At 41.7% G+C, this 22,070-nt stretch carries 23 protein-coding genes; 6 read left to right on the plus strand and 17 right to left on the minus strand.

Annotation, left to right across the window (positions count from 1 at the left end):
- Positions 1-248 precede the first annotated feature (248 nt).
- Together MTN97_RS07400 and MTN97_RS07405 are read left to right on the plus strand one after the other, a co-directional pair.
- The gene (locus MTN97_RS07400; RefSeq protein WP_248474054.1) at positions 249-1,418 is read left to right on the plus strand and encodes a DcaP family trimeric outer membrane transporter; all 1,170 of its coding nucleotides are present in this window, start codon (positions 249-251) and stop codon (positions 1,416-1,418) included.
- A gap of 190 nt (positions 1,419-1,608) precedes the next feature.
- Positions 1,609-3,741, plus strand: a complete 2,133-nt coding sequence (locus MTN97_RS07405; protein ID WP_409418110.1) for a TonB-dependent siderophore receptor — start codon at positions 1,609-1,611, stop codon at positions 3,739-3,741.
- 109 nt (positions 3,742-3,850) lie between these two features.
- Here the strand turns inward: MTN97_RS07405 and recA are convergent, their stop codons facing one another.
- Together recA and MTN97_RS07415 are read right to left on the minus strand one after the other, a co-directional pair.
- Positions 3,851-4,894 carry a recombinase RecA gene (gene recA / locus MTN97_RS07410; protein ID WP_058155138.1) on the minus strand — a complete coding sequence of 348 codons (1,044 nt, stop codon included), beginning with the start codon at positions 4,892-4,894 and terminating at the stop codon, positions 3,851-3,853.
- A 68-nt stretch (positions 4,895-4,962) separates the two neighbouring features.
- Positions 4,963-5,451, minus strand: a complete 489-nt coding sequence (locus MTN97_RS07415) for a CinA family protein (RefSeq protein ID WP_058155140.1) — start codon at positions 5,449-5,451, stop codon at positions 4,963-4,965.
- Positions 5,452-5,472: 21 nt separating this feature from the next.
- Here MTN97_RS07415 and mutS point away from each other — a divergent pair, with 21 nt between their 5' ends.
- The gene (gene mutS / locus MTN97_RS07420) at positions 5,473-8,064 is read left to right on the plus strand and encodes a DNA mismatch repair protein MutS (protein ID WP_036981599.1); all 2,592 of its coding nucleotides are present in this window, start codon (positions 5,473-5,475) and stop codon (positions 8,062-8,064) included.
- Between the two features lie 51 nt (positions 8,065-8,115).
- On the opposite strand, the gene rpoS is transcribed toward mutS, so the two are convergent.
- From rpoS to MTN97_RS07475, 11 genes are all read right to left on the minus strand, one after another.
- Positions 8,116-9,087 carry an RNA polymerase sigma factor RpoS gene (rpoS, locus tag MTN97_RS07425; protein WP_008110338.1) on the minus strand — a complete coding sequence of 324 codons (972 nt, stop codon included), beginning with the start codon at positions 9,085-9,087 and terminating at the stop codon, positions 8,116-8,118.
- A 117-nt stretch (positions 9,088-9,204) separates the two neighbouring features.
- Positions 9,205-10,029 (minus strand): peptidoglycan DD-metalloendopeptidase family protein, encoded by an 825-nt coding sequence (locus MTN97_RS07430; protein ID WP_214552496.1) that lies wholly within the window; start codon positions 10,027-10,029, stop codon positions 9,205-9,207.
- 41 nt (positions 10,030-10,070) lie between these two features.
- On the minus strand, positions 10,071-10,649 hold the full coding sequence (locus MTN97_RS07435) for a YqaA family protein (protein ID WP_008110336.1): 579 nt from the start codon (positions 10,647-10,649) through the stop codon (positions 10,071-10,073).
- A gap of 9 nt (positions 10,650-10,658) precedes the next feature.
- Positions 10,659-11,297: a protein-L-isoaspartate(D-aspartate) O-methyltransferase gene (locus tag MTN97_RS07440; protein WP_036981595.1), complete on the minus strand. Its 639-nt coding sequence runs from the start codon at positions 11,295-11,297 to the stop codon at positions 10,659-10,661.
- A complete protein-coding gene (gene surE, locus MTN97_RS07445) occupies positions 11,287-12,051 on the minus strand; it encodes a 5'/3'-nucleotidase SurE (RefSeq protein WP_248474056.1) in 765 nt (254 codons plus the stop codon). Before surE ends, MTN97_RS07440 begins: the two co-directional genes overlap by 11 nt.
- The gene (gene truD / locus MTN97_RS07450; RefSeq protein WP_036981589.1) at positions 12,032-13,081 is read right to left on the minus strand and encodes a tRNA pseudouridine(13) synthase TruD; all 1,050 of its coding nucleotides are present in this window, start codon (positions 13,079-13,081) and stop codon (positions 12,032-12,034) included. The genes surE and truD overlap by 20 nt, the downstream gene beginning before the upstream one ends.
- On the minus strand, positions 13,078-13,560 hold the full coding sequence (gene ispF, locus MTN97_RS07455; protein WP_248474057.1) for a 2-C-methyl-D-erythritol 2,4-cyclodiphosphate synthase: 483 nt from the start codon (positions 13,558-13,560) through the stop codon (positions 13,078-13,080). The genes truD and ispF overlap by 4 nt, the downstream gene beginning before the upstream one ends.
- Entirely contained in the window at positions 13,557-14,258 is a 702-nt protein-coding gene (ispD, locus tag MTN97_RS07460) for a 2-C-methyl-D-erythritol 4-phosphate cytidylyltransferase (protein WP_248474058.1), read from the minus strand. The genes ispF and ispD overlap by 4 nt, the downstream gene beginning before the upstream one ends.
- Positions 14,248-14,535: a cell division protein FtsB gene (gene ftsB / locus MTN97_RS07465; RefSeq protein WP_013465673.1), complete on the minus strand. Its 288-nt coding sequence runs from the start codon at positions 14,533-14,535 to the stop codon at positions 14,248-14,250. The genes ispD and ftsB overlap by 11 nt, the downstream gene beginning before the upstream one ends.
- A gap of 34 nt (positions 14,536-14,569) precedes the next feature.
- Entirely contained in the window at positions 14,570-15,202 is a 633-nt protein-coding gene (locus MTN97_RS07470) for a hypothetical protein (RefSeq protein WP_248474059.1), read from the minus strand.
- A 75-nt stretch (positions 15,203-15,277) separates the two neighbouring features.
- The gene (locus MTN97_RS07475; protein ID WP_008464232.1) at positions 15,278-15,757 is read right to left on the minus strand and encodes a DUF2947 domain-containing protein; all 480 of its coding nucleotides are present in this window, start codon (positions 15,755-15,757) and stop codon (positions 15,278-15,280) included.
- A 61-nt stretch (positions 15,758-15,818) separates the two neighbouring features.
- Between MTN97_RS07475 and MTN97_RS07480 the strand changes: the two genes are divergently transcribed.
- The 3 genes from MTN97_RS07480 (at position 15,819) to MTN97_RS07490 (ending at position 18,397) form a co-directional block, all read left to right on the plus strand.
- Positions 15,819-16,043, plus strand: a complete 225-nt coding sequence (locus MTN97_RS07480; protein WP_008110327.1) for a DUF1653 domain-containing protein — start codon at positions 15,819-15,821, stop codon at positions 16,041-16,043.
- A 54-nt stretch (positions 16,044-16,097) separates the two neighbouring features.
- Positions 16,098-16,943, plus strand: coding sequence for an AAA family ATPase (locus MTN97_RS07485; RefSeq protein ID WP_036981577.1), 846 nt, complete (start codon positions 16,098-16,100; stop codon positions 16,941-16,943).
- A 266-nt stretch (positions 16,944-17,209) separates the two neighbouring features.
- Entirely contained in the window at positions 17,210-18,397 is a 1,188-nt protein-coding gene (locus MTN97_RS07490) for a VWA domain-containing protein (RefSeq protein WP_248474060.1), read from the plus strand.
- A 162-nt stretch (positions 18,398-18,559) separates the two neighbouring features.
- Here the strand turns inward: MTN97_RS07490 and MTN97_RS07495 are convergent, their stop codons facing one another.
- The 4 genes from MTN97_RS07495 to MTN97_RS07510 all read right to left on the minus strand — a co-directional run bounded on the left by MTN97_RS07495 (position 18,560) and on the right by MTN97_RS07510 (position 21,969).
- Positions 18,560-19,144, minus strand: a complete 585-nt coding sequence (locus tag MTN97_RS07495) for an outer membrane beta-barrel protein (RefSeq protein ID WP_248474061.1) — start codon at positions 19,142-19,144, stop codon at positions 18,560-18,562.
- A gap of 590 nt (positions 19,145-19,734) precedes the next feature.
- On the minus strand, positions 19,735-20,967 hold the full coding sequence (locus tag MTN97_RS07500; RefSeq protein ID WP_214552503.1) for an NRAMP family divalent metal transporter: 1,233 nt from the start codon (positions 20,965-20,967) through the stop codon (positions 19,735-19,737).
- A gap of 142 nt (positions 20,968-21,109) precedes the next feature.
- Positions 21,110-21,466 (minus strand): ribosome hibernation-promoting factor, HPF/YfiA family, encoded by a 357-nt coding sequence (hpf, locus tag MTN97_RS07505; RefSeq protein ID WP_013465684.1) that lies wholly within the window; start codon positions 21,464-21,466, stop codon positions 21,110-21,112.
- A 188-nt stretch (positions 21,467-21,654) separates the two neighbouring features.
- Positions 21,655-21,969 carry a pyrimidine/purine nucleoside phosphorylase gene (locus MTN97_RS07510; protein ID WP_138627191.1) on the minus strand — a complete coding sequence of 105 codons (315 nt, stop codon included), beginning with the start codon at positions 21,967-21,969 and terminating at the stop codon, positions 21,655-21,657.
- Positions 21,970-22,070 lie beyond the last annotated feature (101 nt).

Consider the following 22,070-nt stretch of genomic DNA (forward strand, 5'->3'; position numbering starts at 1 on the left):
GTATATGAACACTCAATAATTATTAAACCTTAGTCTAATAGACTAATGGTTGATTGAGTAAATTGTGTACATATACAACAGTAGTTTAAATATTTAAAAACTTTGATTGTTTATTAATAATTCGTATTTACTAACAAATTAGATTAAAGATAATTAAATTCAATCTGTTAGTACTATATAAGTAACACACATTAATACATATCATAAGCAAACAACATACAACAAGTAGCCTATAAAAGGACGCAACAATGAAATTTACTCCAATTAAAACACTGGCAGCCAGTGCTGTATTATGTGCTTTAACAAGCACGGCTTATGCCGCAACAGCTGCAAAAATAGGTGATACCGAATTCACCTACGGTGGATACATTAAACTCGACGCAATGTGGAGTGACTACTCAGCAGGTGCGCCTGCAGGCACCAGTGTTGGCCGTGACTTTTATGTACCAAGTACATTAACCTTTGGCAGCGATAATAACTCAGATGCTGTATTTGATATGCACGCGCGTGAATCTCGCTTTAACTTTGGTACGTCTACACTTTTAGATAATGGCAAAACGGTTAAAACTAAAATAGAACTAGACTTTTTAGCTTCTGCCCCAGGCGGTAACGAGCGTGTGTCCAATTCATATTCTCCGCGTATTCGCCATGCATTTATCTCATATGATGGCTGGTTATTTGGTCAAACATGGTCAAACTTTCAAAACGTCGGTGCATTACCAGAAGCGCTTGATTTTGTTGGCCCAGCTGAGGGCACTGTATTTGTGCGCCAAACTCAAGTTAAATACACTACGGGTGCATGGTCATTCTCGTTAGAGAACCCAGAAAGCACAATTACTACAGCTGGCGGTGGCATGGCCGTGACTGATGATGCCTCATTACCTGACTTTACCGCACGCTACACCCATAATGCTGATTGGGGTAACTTTGTAGTAACAGCCCTTGCTCGTCAACTGACCTACAAAGTAGCCGGTGTTGATGCCGATGAAACCTCACTTGGTGTTAGTGCATCGGGTATGGTGAAGCTTGGTGAAGACAATCTAAAATTTATGCTTACCCAAGGTAAAGGACTAGGTCGTTATGTGGGTCTAAACGTAGCTCATGGTGCGGTTCTCAATGGTGATGACCTAGATGCGATTGATTCAACCTCTGGCTTTGTAGCGTATCAGCATAAATGGAATAGCCAATGGCGTTCAACTTTCTTATATTCATTTTTCAGTGCTGATAACAACACTGACTTACTCGCCCTTACAGGCGATCCAACTAAATCAAGCCAAAGCTACAGCGCAAATATTTTATACTCACCGGTTAAACGTCTAACCTTTGGCGCTGAACTTAAACATGCAGAACGCGAGCTTGAAAGTGGCGTAGATGGCGATCTAGATCGTTTACAATTTTCTGTAAAGTATGCGTTTTAATTTCCTAACCAATTAAAATACTGATTTACTTCCTGAGCGGCTTCGGCCGCTTTTTTTTGTTTTTAACCAGAGCTCAAGTTAACCAAACCCATGCGCTTTACTTAAAAAATATCAAAGACGTGTAAAACATCCATCAAACGCAATTGCAAATCACTCTCATTTAGATTAAATTACTTCCACATTTAATCTTATGGGAAACATAATGCTGCACAAACAAAAAGGCTTTGTATTTAAACTGAGTCTACTTACTTCACTGGTTTTATCTGGATATGCTGTTGCAAACGACACGCAAGACGACCTACCTTTAGAAAAAATTGCTGTTTATGGGCAACATCATAAAAACTATATTACTGAAGAAGCGCAGTCTGCGACTAAGCTAGGCTTAACAATTAAAGAAACTCCGCAATCAATTTCTGTTGTTTCACGCGCGTTGATGGATGATTTTTCACTTGATGATATTAATGCGGTATTAGAAAGCACCCCAGGCGTAACAGTAGAGCAAATAGAAACCGATCGTACTTACTTTAAAGCCCGTGGGTTTGACATAACCAACTTTTTGATTGATGGCTTAGGGACACCGCAAAATTCCGGTTCAATTCAAGGTACACTAGATACTGCAATTTATGATCGCGTTGAAATTGTACGTGGTGCCAATGGCATGATGACTGGTGCAGGTAACCCATCTGCGACTATTAATATGGTGCTAAAAAAACCAACCTACACAACGCAAGCTCATGCATCCGCTTCTTATGGTTCGTGGAATAACAAGCGTGTAGATATTGATGTTTCCACACCGATTAACAATGAACACGCTGTTCGTGCTGTATTTACTAAGCAAGATAAAGAGTCATACCTAGACCGCTACGAAACCGATAAAACCATTGCCTACCTTGCCTATGAGGGTAAGCTAACTGACGATACACTACTAAGTATTAACTACGTGAATCAACAAAAAGATGCCGACAGTCCTTTATGGGGTGCGCTACCGCTTTATTACACTGATGGTTCACCAACTGATTATGATGAGTCAACTAGTACAGCTGCAGATTGGTCGTATTGGGATAATAGCGCTGAACGTATCTATGTAACACTTGAGCAAAACTTATCAGCGACTTGGGTTGCTAAAGCCCGTTATGCCCATATAAAAAATGAACAAAATTCTGAGTTATTTTATGTATATGGTACCCCAGATAAAGATACTGGTTTAGGCTTAACCGGCTATGCGAGTCGTTATGATTACAAAGACACACAAGATTTGTTTGATTTATATGCCAGCGGAAAGTTTGAGCTATTTTCTTTAGAGCACGACTTATCATTCGGTATTAGCCAAGCAAACATGGACTTTAATGACCAATCGCTTTATGACTACAGCACAGGAAATGGTTTCCCTGCGATGCCTGATTTAGCGACTTGGGATGGGATAGCACCAGAAGCAACACTGGTTGATAAACCTAACGGCAGTGATGTACAAAATACACAAAGATCGGCCTATGTTTCAACTCGTATAAAACTAGCAGAACCATTAAGCATTTTGGCTGGCGTACGCTATACCGACTGGGAAACTAAAGGTACTGCTTATAGTGTAGTGCAAACCCGCGATGACTCAGAGGTTATTCCTTACATTGGTACTGTGTACGATTTTACCGAGTCATTATCAGCTTACGCTAGCTACACAGAAACGTTTGTGCCACAAAAAGAATTAGACATTAACGCTGAACAACTGGCTCCTGTTATTGGTAAAAGTTCAGAGGTTGGTCTAAAAGCTCAAATTTTAGATGAAAAAGTGTTCGTAACACTGGCCTATTTTGATGCTAAGCAAAAAGGGCTTGCTGTTGCTATACCCGGTTCATCACCCACAGATACTCGATATTATGGTTCAGACGGTATCAATAGCGATGGTTTCGAAATTGAGCTAAGCGGTCAATTAACTGATGATTTGAGTGCTAGCATCAGCTTTAGTAATTTAAGTATTGATGGTGACGAACTTGTCAAAGATTACACCCCAGAAAACCAATTAAAAATGGCAGCCACTTATCAGGTTCCATTTATTGATGGTTTAACCATAGGTGCTAATTACCGCTGGCAAGATTCTATTAGCCGTGTGCAAGTAAAAGATCCAGCAGGCAACGCATTGGCAACTACAAAACAAGATGCTTATGGCTTATTAGATTTAATGGCCACCTACGAAATTACTCAAAACGTCGGTGTTACCCTTAATGTTAATAACAGTACTGATGAAAAGTACATAAACAGCCTTTATTGGGAGCAAGGTTACTACGGGGCACCGCGTAACTACTCATTGTCAGTTAACTGGCAGCTATAAAGCTAACTAGGCTTTAAGCCACTTTATAGCAAACAATAAAAAAGCGCTAACCTAATGGTTAGCGCTTTTTTTTAAGCTCGGGTCAAATCAAGCTTTAAAACAAATGGGCTTAAAGGTCGCCTTCATCACCTAATACGTCTTCGCCATCTTCTGGCTCAACCGTTGCTTTTAGCAATAGCATTTCACGTAATTTACCTTCAATTTCATCTGCAATTTCAGGGTTTTCTTTAAGGAACTTAATCGAATTAGACTTACCTTGGCCAACTTTGTTGCCATTATAACTGTACCAAGCACCTGCTTTTTCAACAATTTTATGCTTAACACCTAAATCAATCAGCTCCCCCTGCTTAGAAATACCTTCACCATACATAATGATAAATTCAGCTTGTTTGAACGGCGGTGCCACTTTGTTCTTCACAACTTTAACACGCGTTTCATTACCAACAACCTCGTCGCCTTCTTTTACCGAGCCAATACGACGAATATCAATACGTACAGAGGCGTAAAATTTCAGGGCATTACCACCAGTTGTTGTTTCAGGGTTACCAAACATTACACCAATTTTCATACGGATTTGGTTAATGAAAATACATAGCGTGTTTGAACGCTTAATGTTACCTGTAAGCTTACGTAATGCTTGTGACATTAAACGTGCTTGTAGGCCCATGTGTGAATCACCCATGTCGCCTTCAATCTCAGCTTTTGGTGTTAATGCAGCAACAGAATCGACAATCACTACATCAACCGCGCTTGAGCGCACTAACATGTCACAAATTTCCAGTGCTTGTTCACCCGTATCTGGTTGAGATACAAGTAACTCATCAATGTTAACGCCTAGCTTTTGTGCGTAAACCGGATCAAGAGCATGCTCAGCATCAACAAAGGCACACGTTTTACCTTCTTTTTGAGCTTGCGCGATAACTTGCAATGTTAGCGTTGTTTTACCTGATGACTCTGGGCCATATACTTCAACAATACGCCCCATTGGCAAGCCGCCTATACCTAAAGCAATATCAATACCTAGCGAGCCTGTTGATACAGCGTCAATGTTTAACGCCTTATTGTCACCCAATTTCATGATTGAGCCTTTACCAAATTGACGTTCAATTTGTGATAAAGCTGCGTCCAATGCCTTTTGTTTGTTATCGTTCATTTTACTCTCCAAATCCAGCTAATGCAGACAAGTATACTGTATGAAATCACAGTATCAAGCTAATTTTATTATTTTATCTTCTCTATTATAGTTTTTAAAGAAAATACAATAGCTTGCAGCCTAACTTGTGCCCTATCTCCATCAAATACTTGCTCAAACGCCCAGTGTTTACCGTTAATTTGTAGGCCAAACCATACAAGCCCTACCGGTTTGCCCTCAGTGGCACCACCGGGACCTGCAATTCCTGAAATAGCAATGCCAATATCAGCATTAGCCGCCTTACATGCGCCTGCTGCCATCTCAATGACTGTTTGTTCGCTCACCGCGCCAAATTCCTCTAAGGTATCACGCTTCACATTGAGTAATTCATGCTTGGCGTTATTGCTATAAGTGACAAATGCACGGTCAATATATGCTGAGCTGCCTGGGGTATCGGTAAGCGAATAACTCACTCCACCACCAGTACATGATTCAGCGGTAGTGATCCATAAGCGTTTATCCGTTAAAATAGCGCCTAATTGCGCAGCAAGTGTCTTAATCTCTTGATGTAATTCCATATTCAGCCTTTGGGTAAATACATGTCGTTTGATCTTTATGCACCGCACACTATAAAACAACAAACCCCTATGATGCAGCAGTATCTAAAAATAAAATCAGAGCATCGCGATATTTTATTGTTTTATCGGATGGGGGATTTTTACGAACTCTTTTTTGACGACGCAAAACGCGCCGCGCAATTGCTTGATATTTCACAAACACATCGTGGCAAAGCCGGCGGCGATCCTATTCCTATGGCGGGCGTGCCTTATCATGCAGTAGAAAACTATTTAGCCCGCTTAGTACAAATGGGCGAGTCGGTGGCTATTTGTGAACAAGTGGGCGACCCAGCCACCAGCAAAGGTCCTGTTGAGCGCAAGGTAGTCCGTATTGTCACCCCGGGTACTATTTCTGACGAAGCCTTACTGCAAGAACGCCAAGACAACCTTTTAACCAGTGTTTGGCAAAATAAAAAAGGCCAATACGGTGTTGCGTATCTTGATATCAACTCTGGGCGCTTCAACATTGTTGAAGTTAGTACCGATGAAGCATTTAGCTCAACGCTACAACGCTTAGCGCCTGCTGAATTACTATATAGTGAACACTTTGAAAACACTCATTTAATTGAACATATTAAGGGAGCGCGTCGTCGCCCTGATTGGGAGTTTGACCTTGATACCGCGCAACACTTACTGTGCGAGCAGTTTGGCACCAAAGATTTAGTCGGTTTTGGGGTCGACAAAGCACATAGCGCCCTGGTGGCAGCAGGCTGTTTAATGCAGTACGTAAAAGATACCCAACGCATTGCATTACCGCACATTCGTGCAATTACCCTTGAGCATAATGAACACGCAGTAATTTTGGATGCGCCAACTCGCAAAAACCTTGAACTTACCGTTAATCTATCAGGTGGCTTTGAAAATACCCTTGCTCAAGTGCTTGATAAAACCGCCACAGCGATGGGCTCGCGATTACTTAAGCGTCGTATTCATACCCCTATTCGTAATAAAGACGAGTTAAACTCTCGTCTAAATGCCATTAGTGCTATTTTAGATGTGCAATTATGCAGTGAGCTGCATGACGCGCTCAAAGAGATTGGTGATATAGAACGTGTAATTGCTCGCTTGGCATTACACACGGCTCGCCCACGTGATTTAACAAGGCTTCGTAGTGCGCTTCAAGCATTAGCACCGCTGCATAGCTTATTAAACGATGCCACAGATGCGCGTATTTCTCATATTATAGCCCACTCTAAAGAGCTTCCTGAGCTTCAAGCATTACTTGAACGTGCAGTGATTGATAACCCACCGGTGTTAATTCGTGATGGCGGTGTTATTGCGCCAGGGTATAACAGCGAACTTGATGAGTGGCGTAATTTAAGCCAAGGTGCCACCGATGTGCTTGAACAGCTAGAGCAGCGCGAACGTGAACGTACAGGTATTAGTACACTTAAGATTGGTTATAACCGTGTGCATGGCTTTTTTATTGAAGTGAGCCGCGCCAACTCGCACTTAGTGCCTGCAGATTACATTCGTCGTCAAACATTAAAAAATAACGAGCGCTATATAATCCCAGAACTAAAAGAACACGAAGACAAAGTTCTCGGCAGTCAATCAAAAGCGTTGGCCCTTGAAAAACAATTATACGAACAGTTATTTGAGTTTATTGCTCCGCATATTGAGCAACTACAAATAATGGCCTCGGTCATTGCCGATTTAGATGTACTGAACAATTTAGCAGAGCGTGCCCAAACACTTAATTATGCCAAACCTGAGCTTTGCGATAACGATAATATCAGCATTAAACAAGGCCGCCACCCTGTGGTAGAGCAGGTAATGAAAGACCCGTTTATTGCCAACCCTGTGGAACTCAATAACCAGCGTAAAATGTTGATTATTACCGGCCCTAACATGGGCGGTAAATCAACCTACATGCGCCAAACTGCCCTTATTGTGCTTATGGCACATATTGGCTGTTACGTTCCTGCCGATAGCGCTAAAATTGGTAATATAGATAGAATATTTACCCGTATTGGCGCCAGTGACGACTTAGCATCTGGGCGTTCAACCTTCATGGTTGAAATGACCGAAACCGCGGCAATTTTAAATAATGCCACTGCACAATCATTGGTATTAATGGATGAAATAGGCCGAGGAACCAGTACTTACGATGGTTTATCGCTGGCGTACGCCACGGCTGATCACCTCGCTTCAAAAATCGCGGCTAAAACTTTGTTCGCAACCCATTACTTTGAACTCACTGAGCTTGCAGAACAAACGCCTGGGCTGGTTAATGTGCACCTAGATGCCATTGAACACAACGATACCATTGCCTTTATGCACACGGTATTAGATGGTGCCGCAAGTAAAAGTTTTGGTTTGCAAGTAGCGGCACTGGCCGGGGTGCCTAAAGCAGTTATTGCCCAAGCTAAACAAAAGCTAAGCTTGCTTGAAAACCATCAAAGTGTCACCACAGTCACTACAGAGCAACAGGTTTTACCGTTTGATAGTGAACCGCAAATAATTCAGCCTAGTGAGCTTGAGCAACAAATGAGCGCAATAGACCCTGATAACCTATCACCGCGTCAGGCGCATGAACTGCTTTATAAATTAAAAGCACTGCTTTATACGTAAACAGCCCGGCTTAAAAAAGCCGGGCGATATTCATTTTTCTGTGTGTTTAGATTAAGCGAACTGTTCAAATAAGCTTTTGGTACTTAAGCCTTCTTGTTGCAAAATATCTTTTAACCGACGTAGCGCCTCAACCTGTATTTGGCGAACTCGCTCACGGGTTAAGCCTATTTCACGGCCAACATCTTCAAGGGTTGAGGGTTCATAGCCTAGTAAACCAAACCGACGTGCCAGTACTTCGCGTTGCTTAGGGTTTAACTCACCTAACCAGTCAATAATATGCGTATTCATATCGTTGTTTTGTACTTCACCTTCAGGGCCTACATTTTTTTCATCGGCTATCACATCTAATAATGCACTGTCATTCTCGCTACCAATGGGCATATCTACAGAGGCTATTTTTTCATTTAGGCGTAGCATTTTAGTAACGTCTTCGACCGGTCTATCTAAGCTTTCTGCAATTTCTTCTGCGGTAGGCTCATGATCAAGCTTTTGCGTTAGCTCACGTGCTGTACGTAAATAAACGTTAAGCTCTTTAACAACATGAATAGGCAAACGAATAGTACGCGTTTGATTCATTATCGCCCGCTCAATGGTTTGACGTATCCACCATGTAGCATAAGTAGAAAATCGAAAACCACGTTCAGGATCAAACTTTTCAACCGCTCTAATGAGTCCTAAGTTACCTTCTTCAATTAAATCGAGTAGAGCAAGCCCACGATTGTTATACCTGCGCGCAATTTTCACAACCAAGCGTAAGTTACTTTCAATCATGCGTTTACGGGAAGCTTCACAGCCTTTAAGCGATTTTCGTGCAAAAAAGACTTCTTCTTCGGCACTTAATAGAGGGGAAAAACCAATTTCGCCTAGGTATAACTGAGTGGCGTCGAGGTTTTTAGTGACTTCTTCTTTAACAAATACGTCTTCATCTTCCACGTCATCAAGTAGTTGCGTTGGATCTTCAACTTTTGAATCGTCAAACTTATCATCAGTGGGGGTTTTCTCAGCTTTTGCTACATCAGCCATAAGACTTCTCCTGAGCAAGCTATCAATAACTTTATGATTAAGGTCTGTAGTCGTTTTATTAGCTTTTGCTATATTAGCCATGAGCCTTCTCCAGAACAATCAATCAACACCTTTAGTTCAGGGTAGGTATTTAGCAGGGTTAACAGCTTTTCCTCGATAACGAATTTCAAAACGAAGTGCCGTTACTGAAGACTCTGAATTACCAATTTCTGCTATTTTTTGTCCCGCCTTCACTATTTGCTTTTCTTTAACAAGTAACTTTGAGTTATGTGCATAAGCACTTAGGTAATCATCATTATGTTTCAATATAATTAAATTACCGTAACCTCTTAGTGCACTACCCGCATAGACTACCGTTCCTTGAGCAGCGGCGAATACTGCCGACCCCTTTTTATTAGCAATCTGTAGGCCTTTATAACCATTTTCCTTGTTAGAAAAGCGTTGGATTATTTTACCTTTAGCAGGCCAAAACCAACTCAACTTTCTGTTTGCAGAACCTTGAGACTTGCTAATTTTTTGGTTAGCTTGTTTTTGAACATACCTTCGTTTTTTCGGCTTATCAAGCTCTTTCTTTGATTTTTTGTTACTTTTTTGTAAATTAGATGACTTTTTAGCTGGGTGTTTTTGATTCGTTTTTGCTGTAACTCTTGGCTTGCTTGGTTCTAAAAGAGAAACAACCTGACCAGGAACAATAATGTAAGGTGATGCAATTGAATTGTTTTTTGCAAGCTCCCTGAAATCTTTTCCGGCACTAAAAGCAATCGAGTAAAGTGTATCGCCTTTTTGTACTGTGTATTTTCCGCCGTTAATATTAATCCGTGAGGGATAGTCATTAATATTATTATTTAAACTGCTTACCGGTGCGGGAACATGGCGAGACGAGCATGCACAGAGAAAAACACTAATAAATAAAGCAACATAACAGCGTATTTGTTTATTCAATGCGTTTTGCCCTCTGCGTTAATAACATTAATATATAGTACTTAACGTAATAAAATGTACGCAACAACAATTAAAGCAACCACAGCCCAGCCAAGCACTTCAATATATTGACGTAATTTTTGCTCCATTTTAACTCCGCCCCATTTCATTAAAGCAGATACTAAAAAGAAACGCGCCCCTCGTCCAACCGCCGATGCAACAATAAAGGGTAAAAACGCCATTTGTAATACCCCTGCACCAATAGTAAATACCTTATAAGGAATAGGCGAAAACCCGGCTAAAAATACCACCCATACGCCATAGTCTTTAAACCATGCAAGTGCCGTATTAAATTTATCTTGCCATTGCATTTGCGCAATAAAAGGCTCTACAACAGGTTCAAATAACCAAAACCCTAGAAGATAACCTAGCACGCCGCCAAGCACAGAAGCTACGGTAGCAAAGCTTGCAAATCGCCATGCTTTACTCGGTTGTGCCAGCGACATAGGCGCTAACATTACATCGGGTGGCACCGGAAAAAAAACCGATTCGGCAAAGCTCATCCCTGCTAAATAACGTTCTGCATGGCGATGCTTAGCCCACACTAAGGCCATATCATATAACTTGGTAAACAACTTCAAAATGAATTCCTATTCAATATCGCCAGGGACCAAAGGTACAAATCTTACTGGCGCAATTACATGCTCTGTAAAGCTATCGCCTTGGCGAATAACCATGGTTAATTTTTGTTCTACCTCACCAATGGGGGCGAGTAATACGCCTCCATCTGCAAGTTGTGCGAGTAGTTCTGGAGGGATAATCGTTGCCGCAGCGGTCACAATAATGCCATTAAATGGCGCTTGCGATTGCCATCCTTGCCAACCGTCACCGTGTTTCATAGTGACATTATATAAATCGAGCTGATGTAATCGACGCTTTGCTTGCCATTGCAAAGCTTTTATACGCTCAACCGAATACACCTTATCAAAGGTTTTAGCCAGTACCGCGGTTTGATAGCCGGATCCGGTACCAATTTCTAACACTTTACTTTTCACGCCGGCTAAACGCATCAATTCGGTCATACGGGCAACAATGTAAGGCTGAGAAATAGTTTGTCCTTGCCCTATCGGTAGCGCCGTATTTTGGTACGCTTTGTGCTTTAGTACATCATCAATAAAAATATGCCGAGGAATTTGCGAAATCGCCTTTAAAACCTCCTTATCTTCTACGCCCTCTCGTTGTAATAGGTCTGAAAGCGCTTGTGCACTGCGGGTATAATTAGCCAGCACGATTAATCTCCAACTCGACTAACCACTCTCCCACAGCTTTGATACTGTCTTTAGCGGTCATATCAACGCTCAATGGGGTGACTGATGCATAGCCATTATTTACAGCATAAAAATCGGTGCCTTCACCGGCATCGCTTTCTGTACCCAAAGAACCATACCAAAAAATATCGCGTCCCCAAGGATCGCTTTGCTTGGTCATGGTTTCTGCTTTGTGTCGCGCGCCTAAGCGAGTTACCTGAACCCCTTTTAGCTCACTTAAAGGAATATCTGGAACATTAATATTGATGATCTGATCTTTAGGCAGCGGATGCGAAGCAAGCCCTTTAATAATATTGACCGTAACGGCTGCTGCCGTTTCAAAGTGTTCACCATGGTGAGAGCACAAAGACACCGCAATTGCTGGTAAGCCCAGATGACGACCTTCAGTTGCCGCAGCAACCGTACCAGAGTAAAGTGTATCGTCACCTAAATTGCCGCCGTGGTTAATACCGGCTACCACTAAATCGGGCTTTTCATCCATTAATTGATTCACACCTAAATGCACACAATCCGTTGGCGTGCCATTAACCGACATAAAGCCATTGTCGAGTGTCGTTGCACGCAAAGGATTCATTAACGTCAATGAATTACTTGCGCCACTGCAATTTCTATCTGGCGCAACCAGCGTTACCTCAGCAATTTGTGTTAATGCTTGGTATAAAACAGCAATACCTTTGGCATTAACACCATCATCATTACTTAATAGAATCTTCATCTGCGTTATCCTTTTCTTTTCGCTCGCGAGGACTGGCGTCAGTATAATCAACCAGTTCGCGCAGTAAAGCCGTTGCAAAGCAGCCTTTGGGTAAACCAAAGCTGAGTTTTAATGTGCGTTCATCAAGTGTTTCTACACTTAGATCTTGAGGGATTAAACGCAGCATTCTGCGCTCGTTTTTAAGCCCTAAATCCCCTAAGCCATCACACCATGCTTGATACGGTGCCAACCATGTTTTTTCTTGTTCGGTAAGGCCTTTTTCACTTTTGCCAACCATGGGCGCCGACATCATAATGTCGCCTGAGGCAAGACGTGCAATATTTTCATCACTTATCGCATCTTCAAAAAATGCATTGCTACCACTTAGCATAAATACTTCGCGATGCATGGTTTTAGCAAGGCCATGCTCAGCCACGCGTAAACTAACAATTTGATTAAACACATGTGAACGCGCAGCAGAAATAATAATGCCTCGCAGCTTTTTATCGCGTATGCGCTCACCGGCAAACATTTTTTCAGCCATGACTAAGTTATGCCCATCACGGCCAAAACGCTGCTCACCAAAGTAGTTAGGCACACCTGCGCGTACTGCGTTTATACGGCATAAAATATCAAGCGGCTCGGTTACATTGCGCAAGGTAATAGTAAATCTATTTCCTTTATGGCAACCAGTGCGTAATTTTCGCTCATGGCGCTGCTGCGAAACCACAAACACGCTTTCGCTGTTGAGCTCAGTAAAATCAATATGTTTTTTAATCGGTACTTTTACGCTAAACCACTGCGAGCATACTCCATGGCGGTCTTTCATGCCGGCATAACTTACATCACGTGGCGATACACCCGCTTTTTGTGCAATCAGCTTGGCAACATATTGGGTGTTTTCACCCTTTTTAACCACTTGCAAACACACGTGTTCACCACTGCCGGTAAACTCTATACCGAGCTCCTCATCAACCATAAAGTCTTCTGCGGTGGTTTTAAAGTCGGCTTTAGAAAGCGGCGCGCCATATAAATAATTTAATTCGCTCATGCGCTTTGTTTACTCATAATGACCACGGCATGGCTTGAAATGCCTTCTTTTCGCCCCTCAAAACCGAGCTTTTCAGTGGTTGTGGCTTTAACATTTATCTGTGAAAGCTCAGCATTTAAATCACTGGCAAGATTGGTTCGCATTGCTTGAATGTGCGGCAGCATTTTTGGTGCTTGTGCCACAATGGTGATATCCGCATTGCCCAATACATAACCTTGTTGCTTGGCTAGGTTTACTACATGGCGAAGTAAAATACGGCTATCGATATTTTCATACTCACTGGCTGTATCTGGAAAGTGCTTACCAATATCGCCCAGCGCTAATGAGCCTAAAATCGCGTCACACAACGCATGAATAGCTACATCTCCATCTGAGTGTGCTAAAAAGCCTTGCGGGTAATCAATTTTTTCGCCGCAGATAGTTAAAGGCCCTTGGCCTCCAAATTTATGCACGTCAAAACCATGGCCTATTCGTATCATGTTGCACTCTCATTATTTTGTTTTTGCAGTAAAAAGCCTGCTAAATCTAAATCTTCTGGGGTGGTAATTTTAATATTATCACTGCGCCCCGCCACCAGCTTTACCGGCTTATTTGCCCATTCCATGGCACTGGCTTCATCAGTAATAGTAACGCCGCTGTTAAGCGCATTTTGCAATGCAGTTTTAAGCTCGTCGTATTTAAACAGTTGCGGCGTAAGCGCTTGCCATAAATCGTCACGAGGCACAGTTTGTTGCGCATGGCTTTGACCTCGTTTTATGGTGTCTTTTACTTTGCTGGCTAAAATACCGCCTTCACCAGTCTGCATGCACTGTGCTATTAGGCGCTCTATATCAGCAATATCTACTAAAGGTCTTGCAGCGTCGTGCACCAAAACCCAAGTCGGTGGATTGGCAGCTAAAAACAATAAACTGTTTAATACTGAATCTGCACGCTCTTTACCACCAGTGGCACGCACAATGCGAGGGTCAGATAGCGTAAGGTCGTTAAAGTAGGGGTCGGTTTCGCTCAATGCCACCACTATAGAGTTTAACTGCGGTAACTGCGATAACTTAGCGAGCGTGTGCTCTAAAATGGTTTTCCCTGCTAAGGAAATATATTGCTTTGGTGTTGTATGTTGCATTCTGCTGCCAACACCTGCGGCAGGAACAATAGCAGCAATGGTTTGTTTATTTGTCATGGTGTTGAGCCGGTAAAACACGAATAAAGGTTTCGTCCGGTTTAATCATTCCTAATTCGTTGCGGGCACGCTCTTCAATACCTTCAAGGCCGAGCTTTAAATCTTCTATATCCGCTTTTAATACTTTATTGCGCTTTATTAGCTTTTCGTTTGTTTGTTGGTGCGATGCCACCGCATTTTTTAAACGGGTGTAGTCTTGCACCCCGTTATGCCCAAACCAAAGTCTGTACTGAATAAAAAGTGCTAAGCACAACAAGCCAAATTGAAAAAATCGCATTAAACACTCCTTATTTTAATTTTTAATTATCTACTTATGCTAGCGGCCGCTTAACATTGCGCCAATTAATATTGGCAGCTAGTAACATTTCCCGTAATGACAAAACCCGTGGCGTACTACGCTTTGAAAACTGCCACTGGTGGCCACAACACGCCGCTGCAAGGCTCGTTTTACTAGGTTTAAGCAATTGCGCACTTTGTTGCTCAAGTCCTTGGCCTAAAAAATCAAACCAGCCAAGTTCATTACAATGCAGTTGCGTATCAGCTACTTGATCAATGCTATCTATTCTAACCCGAATTTGACCGTGACTTTGTAATAATACCGGAATTATTAGCCCTACTTTGGCATGCGCTTGATAAAAAAGTTCATTCGCTGAAGGATTAGCCTCTGGCGGTGTTGGTTTTTGTTTTTCAAGCCAGCCTCCATTTTGCGCATCAAGCGTAAAAGGCAATGGTGCATTAGCTACCCGTGTTGCGGCACGTTCAATATAATAAGGCAGGCTTTTTAATTGCCTGCGTAAACGGTCACCATTAGGTTCAGCCACTAAGCGCTGAACTTCACGCTGATAAAAAGCATTGCATAATTGTGCGTAAAGCACTTTTTGTGCATCAGTTTGCCATATTTCAACTTGCTGGCTTGTGTTAAACTGCTTATTTTTAGCAACCAATCGCTGTACTCAAAAAAACATTTTAATACTGTTTTATAACACAGTAATGCACAGTTTTTAAGCACTTGTAGTAATTTAAGCGCTTGGCTTTTCACCTAATTTTGCAATACCTGATTCTAAAAATTGCACCATAGTACTGCGCTTTTTACCTATTAATAAGCTGCCATCAGCCAAAAACATAAAGTTTTGCCAGTTACGTTTAAACACATCAAATGTCGTTTCGATAATATTATCGCGTGCCATGCAAAAATACACTGTGGTATTAGCCTGCCAATCTAAGTGGTTCAAAATAGCATCTGGAAATTGGGGTTCTTCGCTTTCCCACGCATCTTCCCAATTAATTTCTTGGCTAAAGTTTTGCTCTTGCGCGCACCAATCGGTTTTATCAAAAAAGTCTGGATGGTCATGTTCACGACTCACCATGGTTGTCCACAGTACGGCCGCACGCTCGCTGGTCATCGGTTTAATATTGGCTGCATCAATATCTGAAACCGGAATATCTTTGTGGCGAAATACCCAGGCTTTTTTGTAATCATCAAGAGAAATATAGTTCATAGTATTGCTGTATTCTTTGGCATAATAAAAAGCGAAGGCAAATTATACAAGATAACAGACTATGACTACAGCACTAAAACTGGGTTTATATCAACACTACAAAGGCCCACAATATAAAGTTATGCATGTGGCGACCCACAGCGAAACCAACGAGCAGTTGGTTATTTACCAAGCCTTATACGGTGAATACGGTATATGGGCACGCCCACTAAGTATGTTTACTGAAACCGTAGAAAAAGACGGTAAAACTATCGCCCGTTTTGCCTACCTTGGTGAAGCCGATTAACTATGGCATTATAACGCATAACAATTACTGCTCAGACCAGATAAAGGATAACCCGTGCAATTTAATTCTACTGATAATTACATCGCAAGCTCAGCATTAAAACAGGCAGTAAACGCCGCTATTATGCTACAAAAACCGCTTTTAATTAAGGGTGAGCCAGGCACAGGTAAAACCATGCTGGCCGAAGAGTTAGCGAAAAGTTTAGATACTGAGCTTATTCAGTGGCATATAAAATCAACCACTAAAGCGCAGCAAGGTTTGTACGAGTACGATGCGGTATCGCGTTTGCGCGACAGCCAGCTAGGTGATGAGCGCGTTCACAATATTAGCAACTACATAGTTAAAGGTAAGCTGTGGCAAGCCTTCATGTACGCTGAATTAAACGGCAAACGCCCAGTACTGCTTATTGACGAAATAGACAAAGCCGATATTGAGTTTCCAAACGATTTACTACTCGAACTCGATAAAATGGAATTTCATGTATACGAAACCGGTGAGCGCATTGTGGCTAAAGAGCGCCCTATTGTGATCATCACCTCAAACAATGAAAAAGAGCTGCCTGATGCGTTTTTACGTCGCTGTTTTTTCCATTATATTGATTTTCCAAATAGCGACGAAATGCAGCAAATTATTGATGTGCACTACCCGCATGTTAAACAAGATTTAGTTCGCCAAGCGCTAGAAGTATTTTTTAACTTACGCGAAGCCAACGGCCTTAAAAAGAAGCCCTCCACCAGCGAGTTACTGGATTGGTTAAAACTATTAATGGCTGAAGATATAGACGCCAAAACCCTGCACGACAAAGCGCAAAAAGGCGGTTTAATGCCGATGTTTGGCGCGCTGCTTAAAAACGAGCAAGACATAAGCCTAATCGAAAAACTCGCGTTTATGAGCCGCTAGGGCCTGTTGACCTTTCAGGATTAAAATTTGTTCTAACTAGGGACGATTTAATCGTGGCGCGAGGTTTGTAACCTAGTGGGCTAAGTAAAAGCCGAGCAACAAAGAGTTAATCGTCCCTAGGACGAACCTTCGGGCAGCGCGTGTTTGGTATTTATGCTGTGTTATCGCCTATTTATGGGGAATAACCACACTACATAGGCTCTGCCTTGCCTAAATACCAAACACACTGCTGCAAATTTAACCTCAAAAGATAAACAGGCCCTAATATGCTAGTACAGTTTTTTTTCAAGCTGCGTGAATACCGCTTACCGGTAAGCCTGCGTGAGTTACTCGATTTAATTAACGCTTTAAAACAAGGCGTTATATTTGCTGATGTAGACGCCTTTTATCATTTAGCGCGCACTATTATGGTAAAGGACGAAACCCATTTTGATCGATTCGATAAAGCCTTTAGCGATTACTTTAGCGGTATTGCCGACTTAGACCTGCTCGAAAGCTTAAAACAGCAACACAACTTACCTGAAGATTGGTTGCGTAAAGAGTTTGAAAAGCACCTAAGCGATGAAGAAAAAGCCCAACTAAAAGCCATGGGCGGGCTAAACGAGCTAATGAAAACCCTAAAAGAGCGTTTAGAAGAACAGCAAAAACGCCACGCAGGCGGCAATAAATGGGTAGGTACCGGTGGCACCTCGCCTTTTGGTGCGTATGGTTATAACCCTGAGGGTGTGCGTATTGGTCAAGACGGCAACCGACATCGCCAAGCGGTAAAAGTGTGGGATAAACGCGAATACCGTAACCTCGATTCTGACCGCGAAATTGGCTCACGCACTATAAAGCTCGCCCTTAAAAAGCTACGTAAATTTGCCCGCACGGGCGCAAGCGACACCCTTGATTTAAATGAGACTATTCGCGCGACTGCCAAGCAAGGCGGCATGCTCGATGTAAAAATGGCACCCGAGCGCCACAATGCAGTAAAAGTATTGATGCTGTTTGATATTGGCGGTTCAATGGATGACTACATTCATACCTGTGAAGAGCTATTTAGCGCCGCCCACAGCGAATTTAAACACCTTGAGTTTTACTACTTTCATAACTGTTTATACGAACACGTGTGGCAAGATAACCAACGCCGCCATTCAAACGTTATCGACACTATGACGCTGATTAATAAGTTCACCAGCGACTACAAAGTTATATTTGTGGGTGATGCCACTATGGGCCCATATGAAATTGCCTACCCTGGTGGATCGGTAGAGCATTGGAATGAAGAGCCCGGCAGTGCGTGGTTGGCACGAATCACTAACCACTTTGATAAAGTCGCGTGGCTCAACCCACAACCGGTTGAACACTGGCCTTACTACCAATCAATTGATTTTATAAAGCAGCTGATGGATAACAGAATGTACCCGCTGAGTTTAGATGGGATAAGTAAAGCGATAAAAGAGTTAATTTAACCGTAACCTAGATCGTTAACTTTTTACGTAAATTGCGTTGAGGTAGGTTCGGTTTTAGGCTGGGTTCAGCACAGCAAAACCCAACATAATCATCACAAACAAGTAGCTGTTAAACACAAAAAAGCGCACTTAATTAGTGCGCTTAAATCCAACTTTTAAATCTTAAAAACTATATCGAACTGTCGCACTGATCAAGTCCAGATCATCTAGTGACGTATAATTAGCACCGAATGAAACATTTTCATTGATATAATAACGAGCCCCCACAGAAATAGACGTTTCACTATCATCATCAATGTCGACGTAGCCTAAGCGTCCATCTAGTTCAAAGCTCTCGCTCACCATTGAACGAAGACCAACAGATAAGCCATATCCATTTTCATCTTCCGACTCACTTCTACCCGCATAAGATGCTTCTAGCTCTATATTTTCATATGTCAGCAAACCATAAAAGTCAGTGCTGGAGCTAATCGCAGTGCGATACCCTACTCCTGCGCTAAGCCAGTTTATATCAAAATCAGCGCCGTTTACCGAGTCACCCACAGTTTGATATTGGCCAGATAAAAATACATTCTCGCTTACAAGTTTACTACCGTCAATTGTCCACCCATCGGCACTCTCGCCATCAATATCAGCGTCTAGGTAACCGCCAGAAACGAAGTTAAAGTTAGGCGTTTGTTCAGCTAATGCAATAGGACTTGCAACGAGGGTCGTTAATAATAAGAGTGCAGCTTTATTCATTTTCATAATGCTTCCTTTAAGTGTTTTATTGTTCCTTTAATGTATCTAAAATTATACATACACATGTAATTTTATCAATAACAGGTTATTGCCGTTGCTGATTACTTTTTATGTAAAGCTTTATTTCTACATAGATTGGATTGAGTAAACCCTAACCCGACAAAATAAAAATTTTTGCCATTTATTATCAATACCTTATATCGCCGAGGGACCGAAAAGTGTCATGAGCAATCATTGGAGATTTTTAATGTATAAAGTCAAGATTTGATAATCATATAGAAAGCTCCTCGAGTTTTTCGATACAGTTGTGTTGACCAAAACATAAACTTTATCTGTTTGCGTATTATTTAAAAAGATACAGCTCTGTTCTGGAGACTTAGGGATTGTCTTAAATACTTGGCTTTCAAGTATGATTATCTTTTTCACCAAGCTATTACTTTTGACAGGCTAATTCTCGCCCACCACAGCCTATCGCGGTCTGCAACAGTCGGTATTTATGCAAAGGTCGTTTGATTTGCACCTTTAACCTTTCACCTCGAACCTCGAACCTCGAACCTCGAACCTCGAACCTCGAACCTCGAACCTCGAAAATAAAATCACATCAACTTCCACAGTACAAACGCAACAGCAAAACCTACTAAGTACACCAAGCCCAACCAGGTTAAACTACGCAGTAATACGCTGTGTTTAATAGCAGGCTCTGAGCGTACTAAGCTAAAATTAAGCCATGCAAAAACAGGGGTAGTAACAAACGCAAGCGTCATAGCAAAGGTAAGCATGGGGCCAAGGGCTGATTTAAAAAATAAAATAACGGCCATACCGGCCATTGCTTGTAATATAAGCCACATATTTAAGCTGTGTTTAGATTGCTTAAAACCCAGTAGTTTATGCGATTCGTTAAGTGTGCGGGCGTAGCCGTCAAGCACGGTGAGCGTGGTGCCAAACATACACAAAAACGCGATGGCTGATACCAAAGGCCTTGCCCACTCGCCAATAGTAAGTGCATACATATCAATCAGCTGTTTAGCAAAGGCTACACCGCCAAGCTCTATATTACTGCTTTGCCCATATTGCACTAACGCACCTAAACTAAAAAATACCAGCGCAAGCCCGGCGGTTAACCAATAACCTACATTAAAGTCGAATAAGCCTTGGGTTTTAGTCACACTTTGCTGAGCTTGTTTTTCTTTAAGCCACAACGAGCTCAGAGCCGAAATTTCAATAGGCGCTGGCATCCAGCCCATTAAGGCAACCATAAAGCCTAACATGGCAAGTTCATACGGTGAGGGGCCTACATAGTTTACAGGCGCTACTGGACCGTTATTTATAGCAATAACTAATGCCGTTATGGTTGCTATAGTAAGTAGCCCCATAATAGCTTTTGCAACGTTATCGAGCGCTTTAAAGTGCCCTAGTAATAATATAATTAAACATACAGCCAATATTAACCAGCACAATAAGGTAACGGGAATACTAATAGGTAATGCGTAGTGTAATAAGCTCGCAGTAAGCAACAATACGCCCGCGGTATTTACCACAGCGGCAATAATATTGAGAGCAATAAAACTGTAAAAATAGCCAGGCCCTTGGTTTTTATACCCTTGCACTAAACTATTTTTAGTAGCGAGTGTGTATTCCATGCCAAAACGAAAAAACGGGTACTTTAAAACGTTAACCACCACAATAAGCCAAAATAGCTGCCAGCCAAATAATGCACCTGCTTGAGTAGAGGCCACTAAGTGTGAGCCACCAATGGCAGCGGTGGCCATTAAAATACCTGGGCCGAGCGCCCCTAACCGAGACTTCCATGTGCTTTGTGTGTACTGCATTAACTTCTCAAATTTGGTGTATTAAGTGCTTTTATTATTAATTTTTATCATTAATAAACTGTGTGAATGCATAACTTACCTAATTTACAGGCAATAAAAAAGAGCCCTTAGGCTCTTTTTAAAAATAACACATTGTTAGTTATTAATTTAAATCCATCTCTTGGATGATTTCGTGTGCTATTTCAGGTGTGGTACTTACAGGCTTTTCATGTAAGTTCGCTTTTATTTGCCCTTTACGATGCTTTAGTGCGGCATCGAGTTTTTTAGCTGCGCTAGAAATAGCAGGATACATAACTTCGTTTTCCCCTTTTACCGATATACGCGCACCTTCATAATTTGTGCTAATTTCCGCTTGGAACTTATGATGCTCTTTTGAAAGAATAATATCTAGAGATATCAATGATGGAAAATGGCTCGCGACTTTTGAGAACTTTTCGTTAATGTGTTCTTTAATAGAATCAGTAACGTCAACATGGTGACCAGAAAGATTAATTTTCATAGGGTATCCTTTTATTTGTTACCTCATAGTTAGTATTGGGGGCTAAACGAATTAACACAAGAGAAAAAATGAAAATTACGCAATTATTTATTACCCCACTGATTTAGATCATTCATTTAGCATTAAGTATGCAAAAAGCCGCTTTGTAGCGGCCTTTAGAGGTGTTGACAATTTAATCAACCTACAAATTAATCGATGTATGAACAACAATAATCTGCAAAATCACTTACTTTTACATGAAAGCTAACATTAGCATCAACGTTAAATGACTCGCCCGCGTTAAATGTTTGCCATTCGCTTTCACCAGGTAGTAATACATCCCACTGCCCTGCTAACAATTCCATGCACTCTTTTTGGTTGGTATTAAACTCAAATTCACCGGGTTGCATAAAACCCAAGGTTTTTGCTTCACCGTTACCTAAAAGCACAGTACGACTTGATACTTTGCCATCGAAATACACATTGGCTTTTTTAACCACACTAACGTTATCGAACTTTGGCATGTTAACTCCTGTTGTTAATTTATAATTTTGTTACCTCCACAGTGCCTGATACATATAAACCTTGCAAGTTAAGTGCTGTGAAAATTACTCACTTAGAAGCC

The sequence above is a fragment of the Pseudoalteromonas sp. 2CM36K genome (assembly GCF_023161865.1).
In the GTDB taxonomy this organism is placed as follows: Bacteria; Pseudomonadota; Gammaproteobacteria; order Enterobacterales; family Alteromonadaceae; genus Pseudoalteromonas; species Pseudoalteromonas tetraodonis.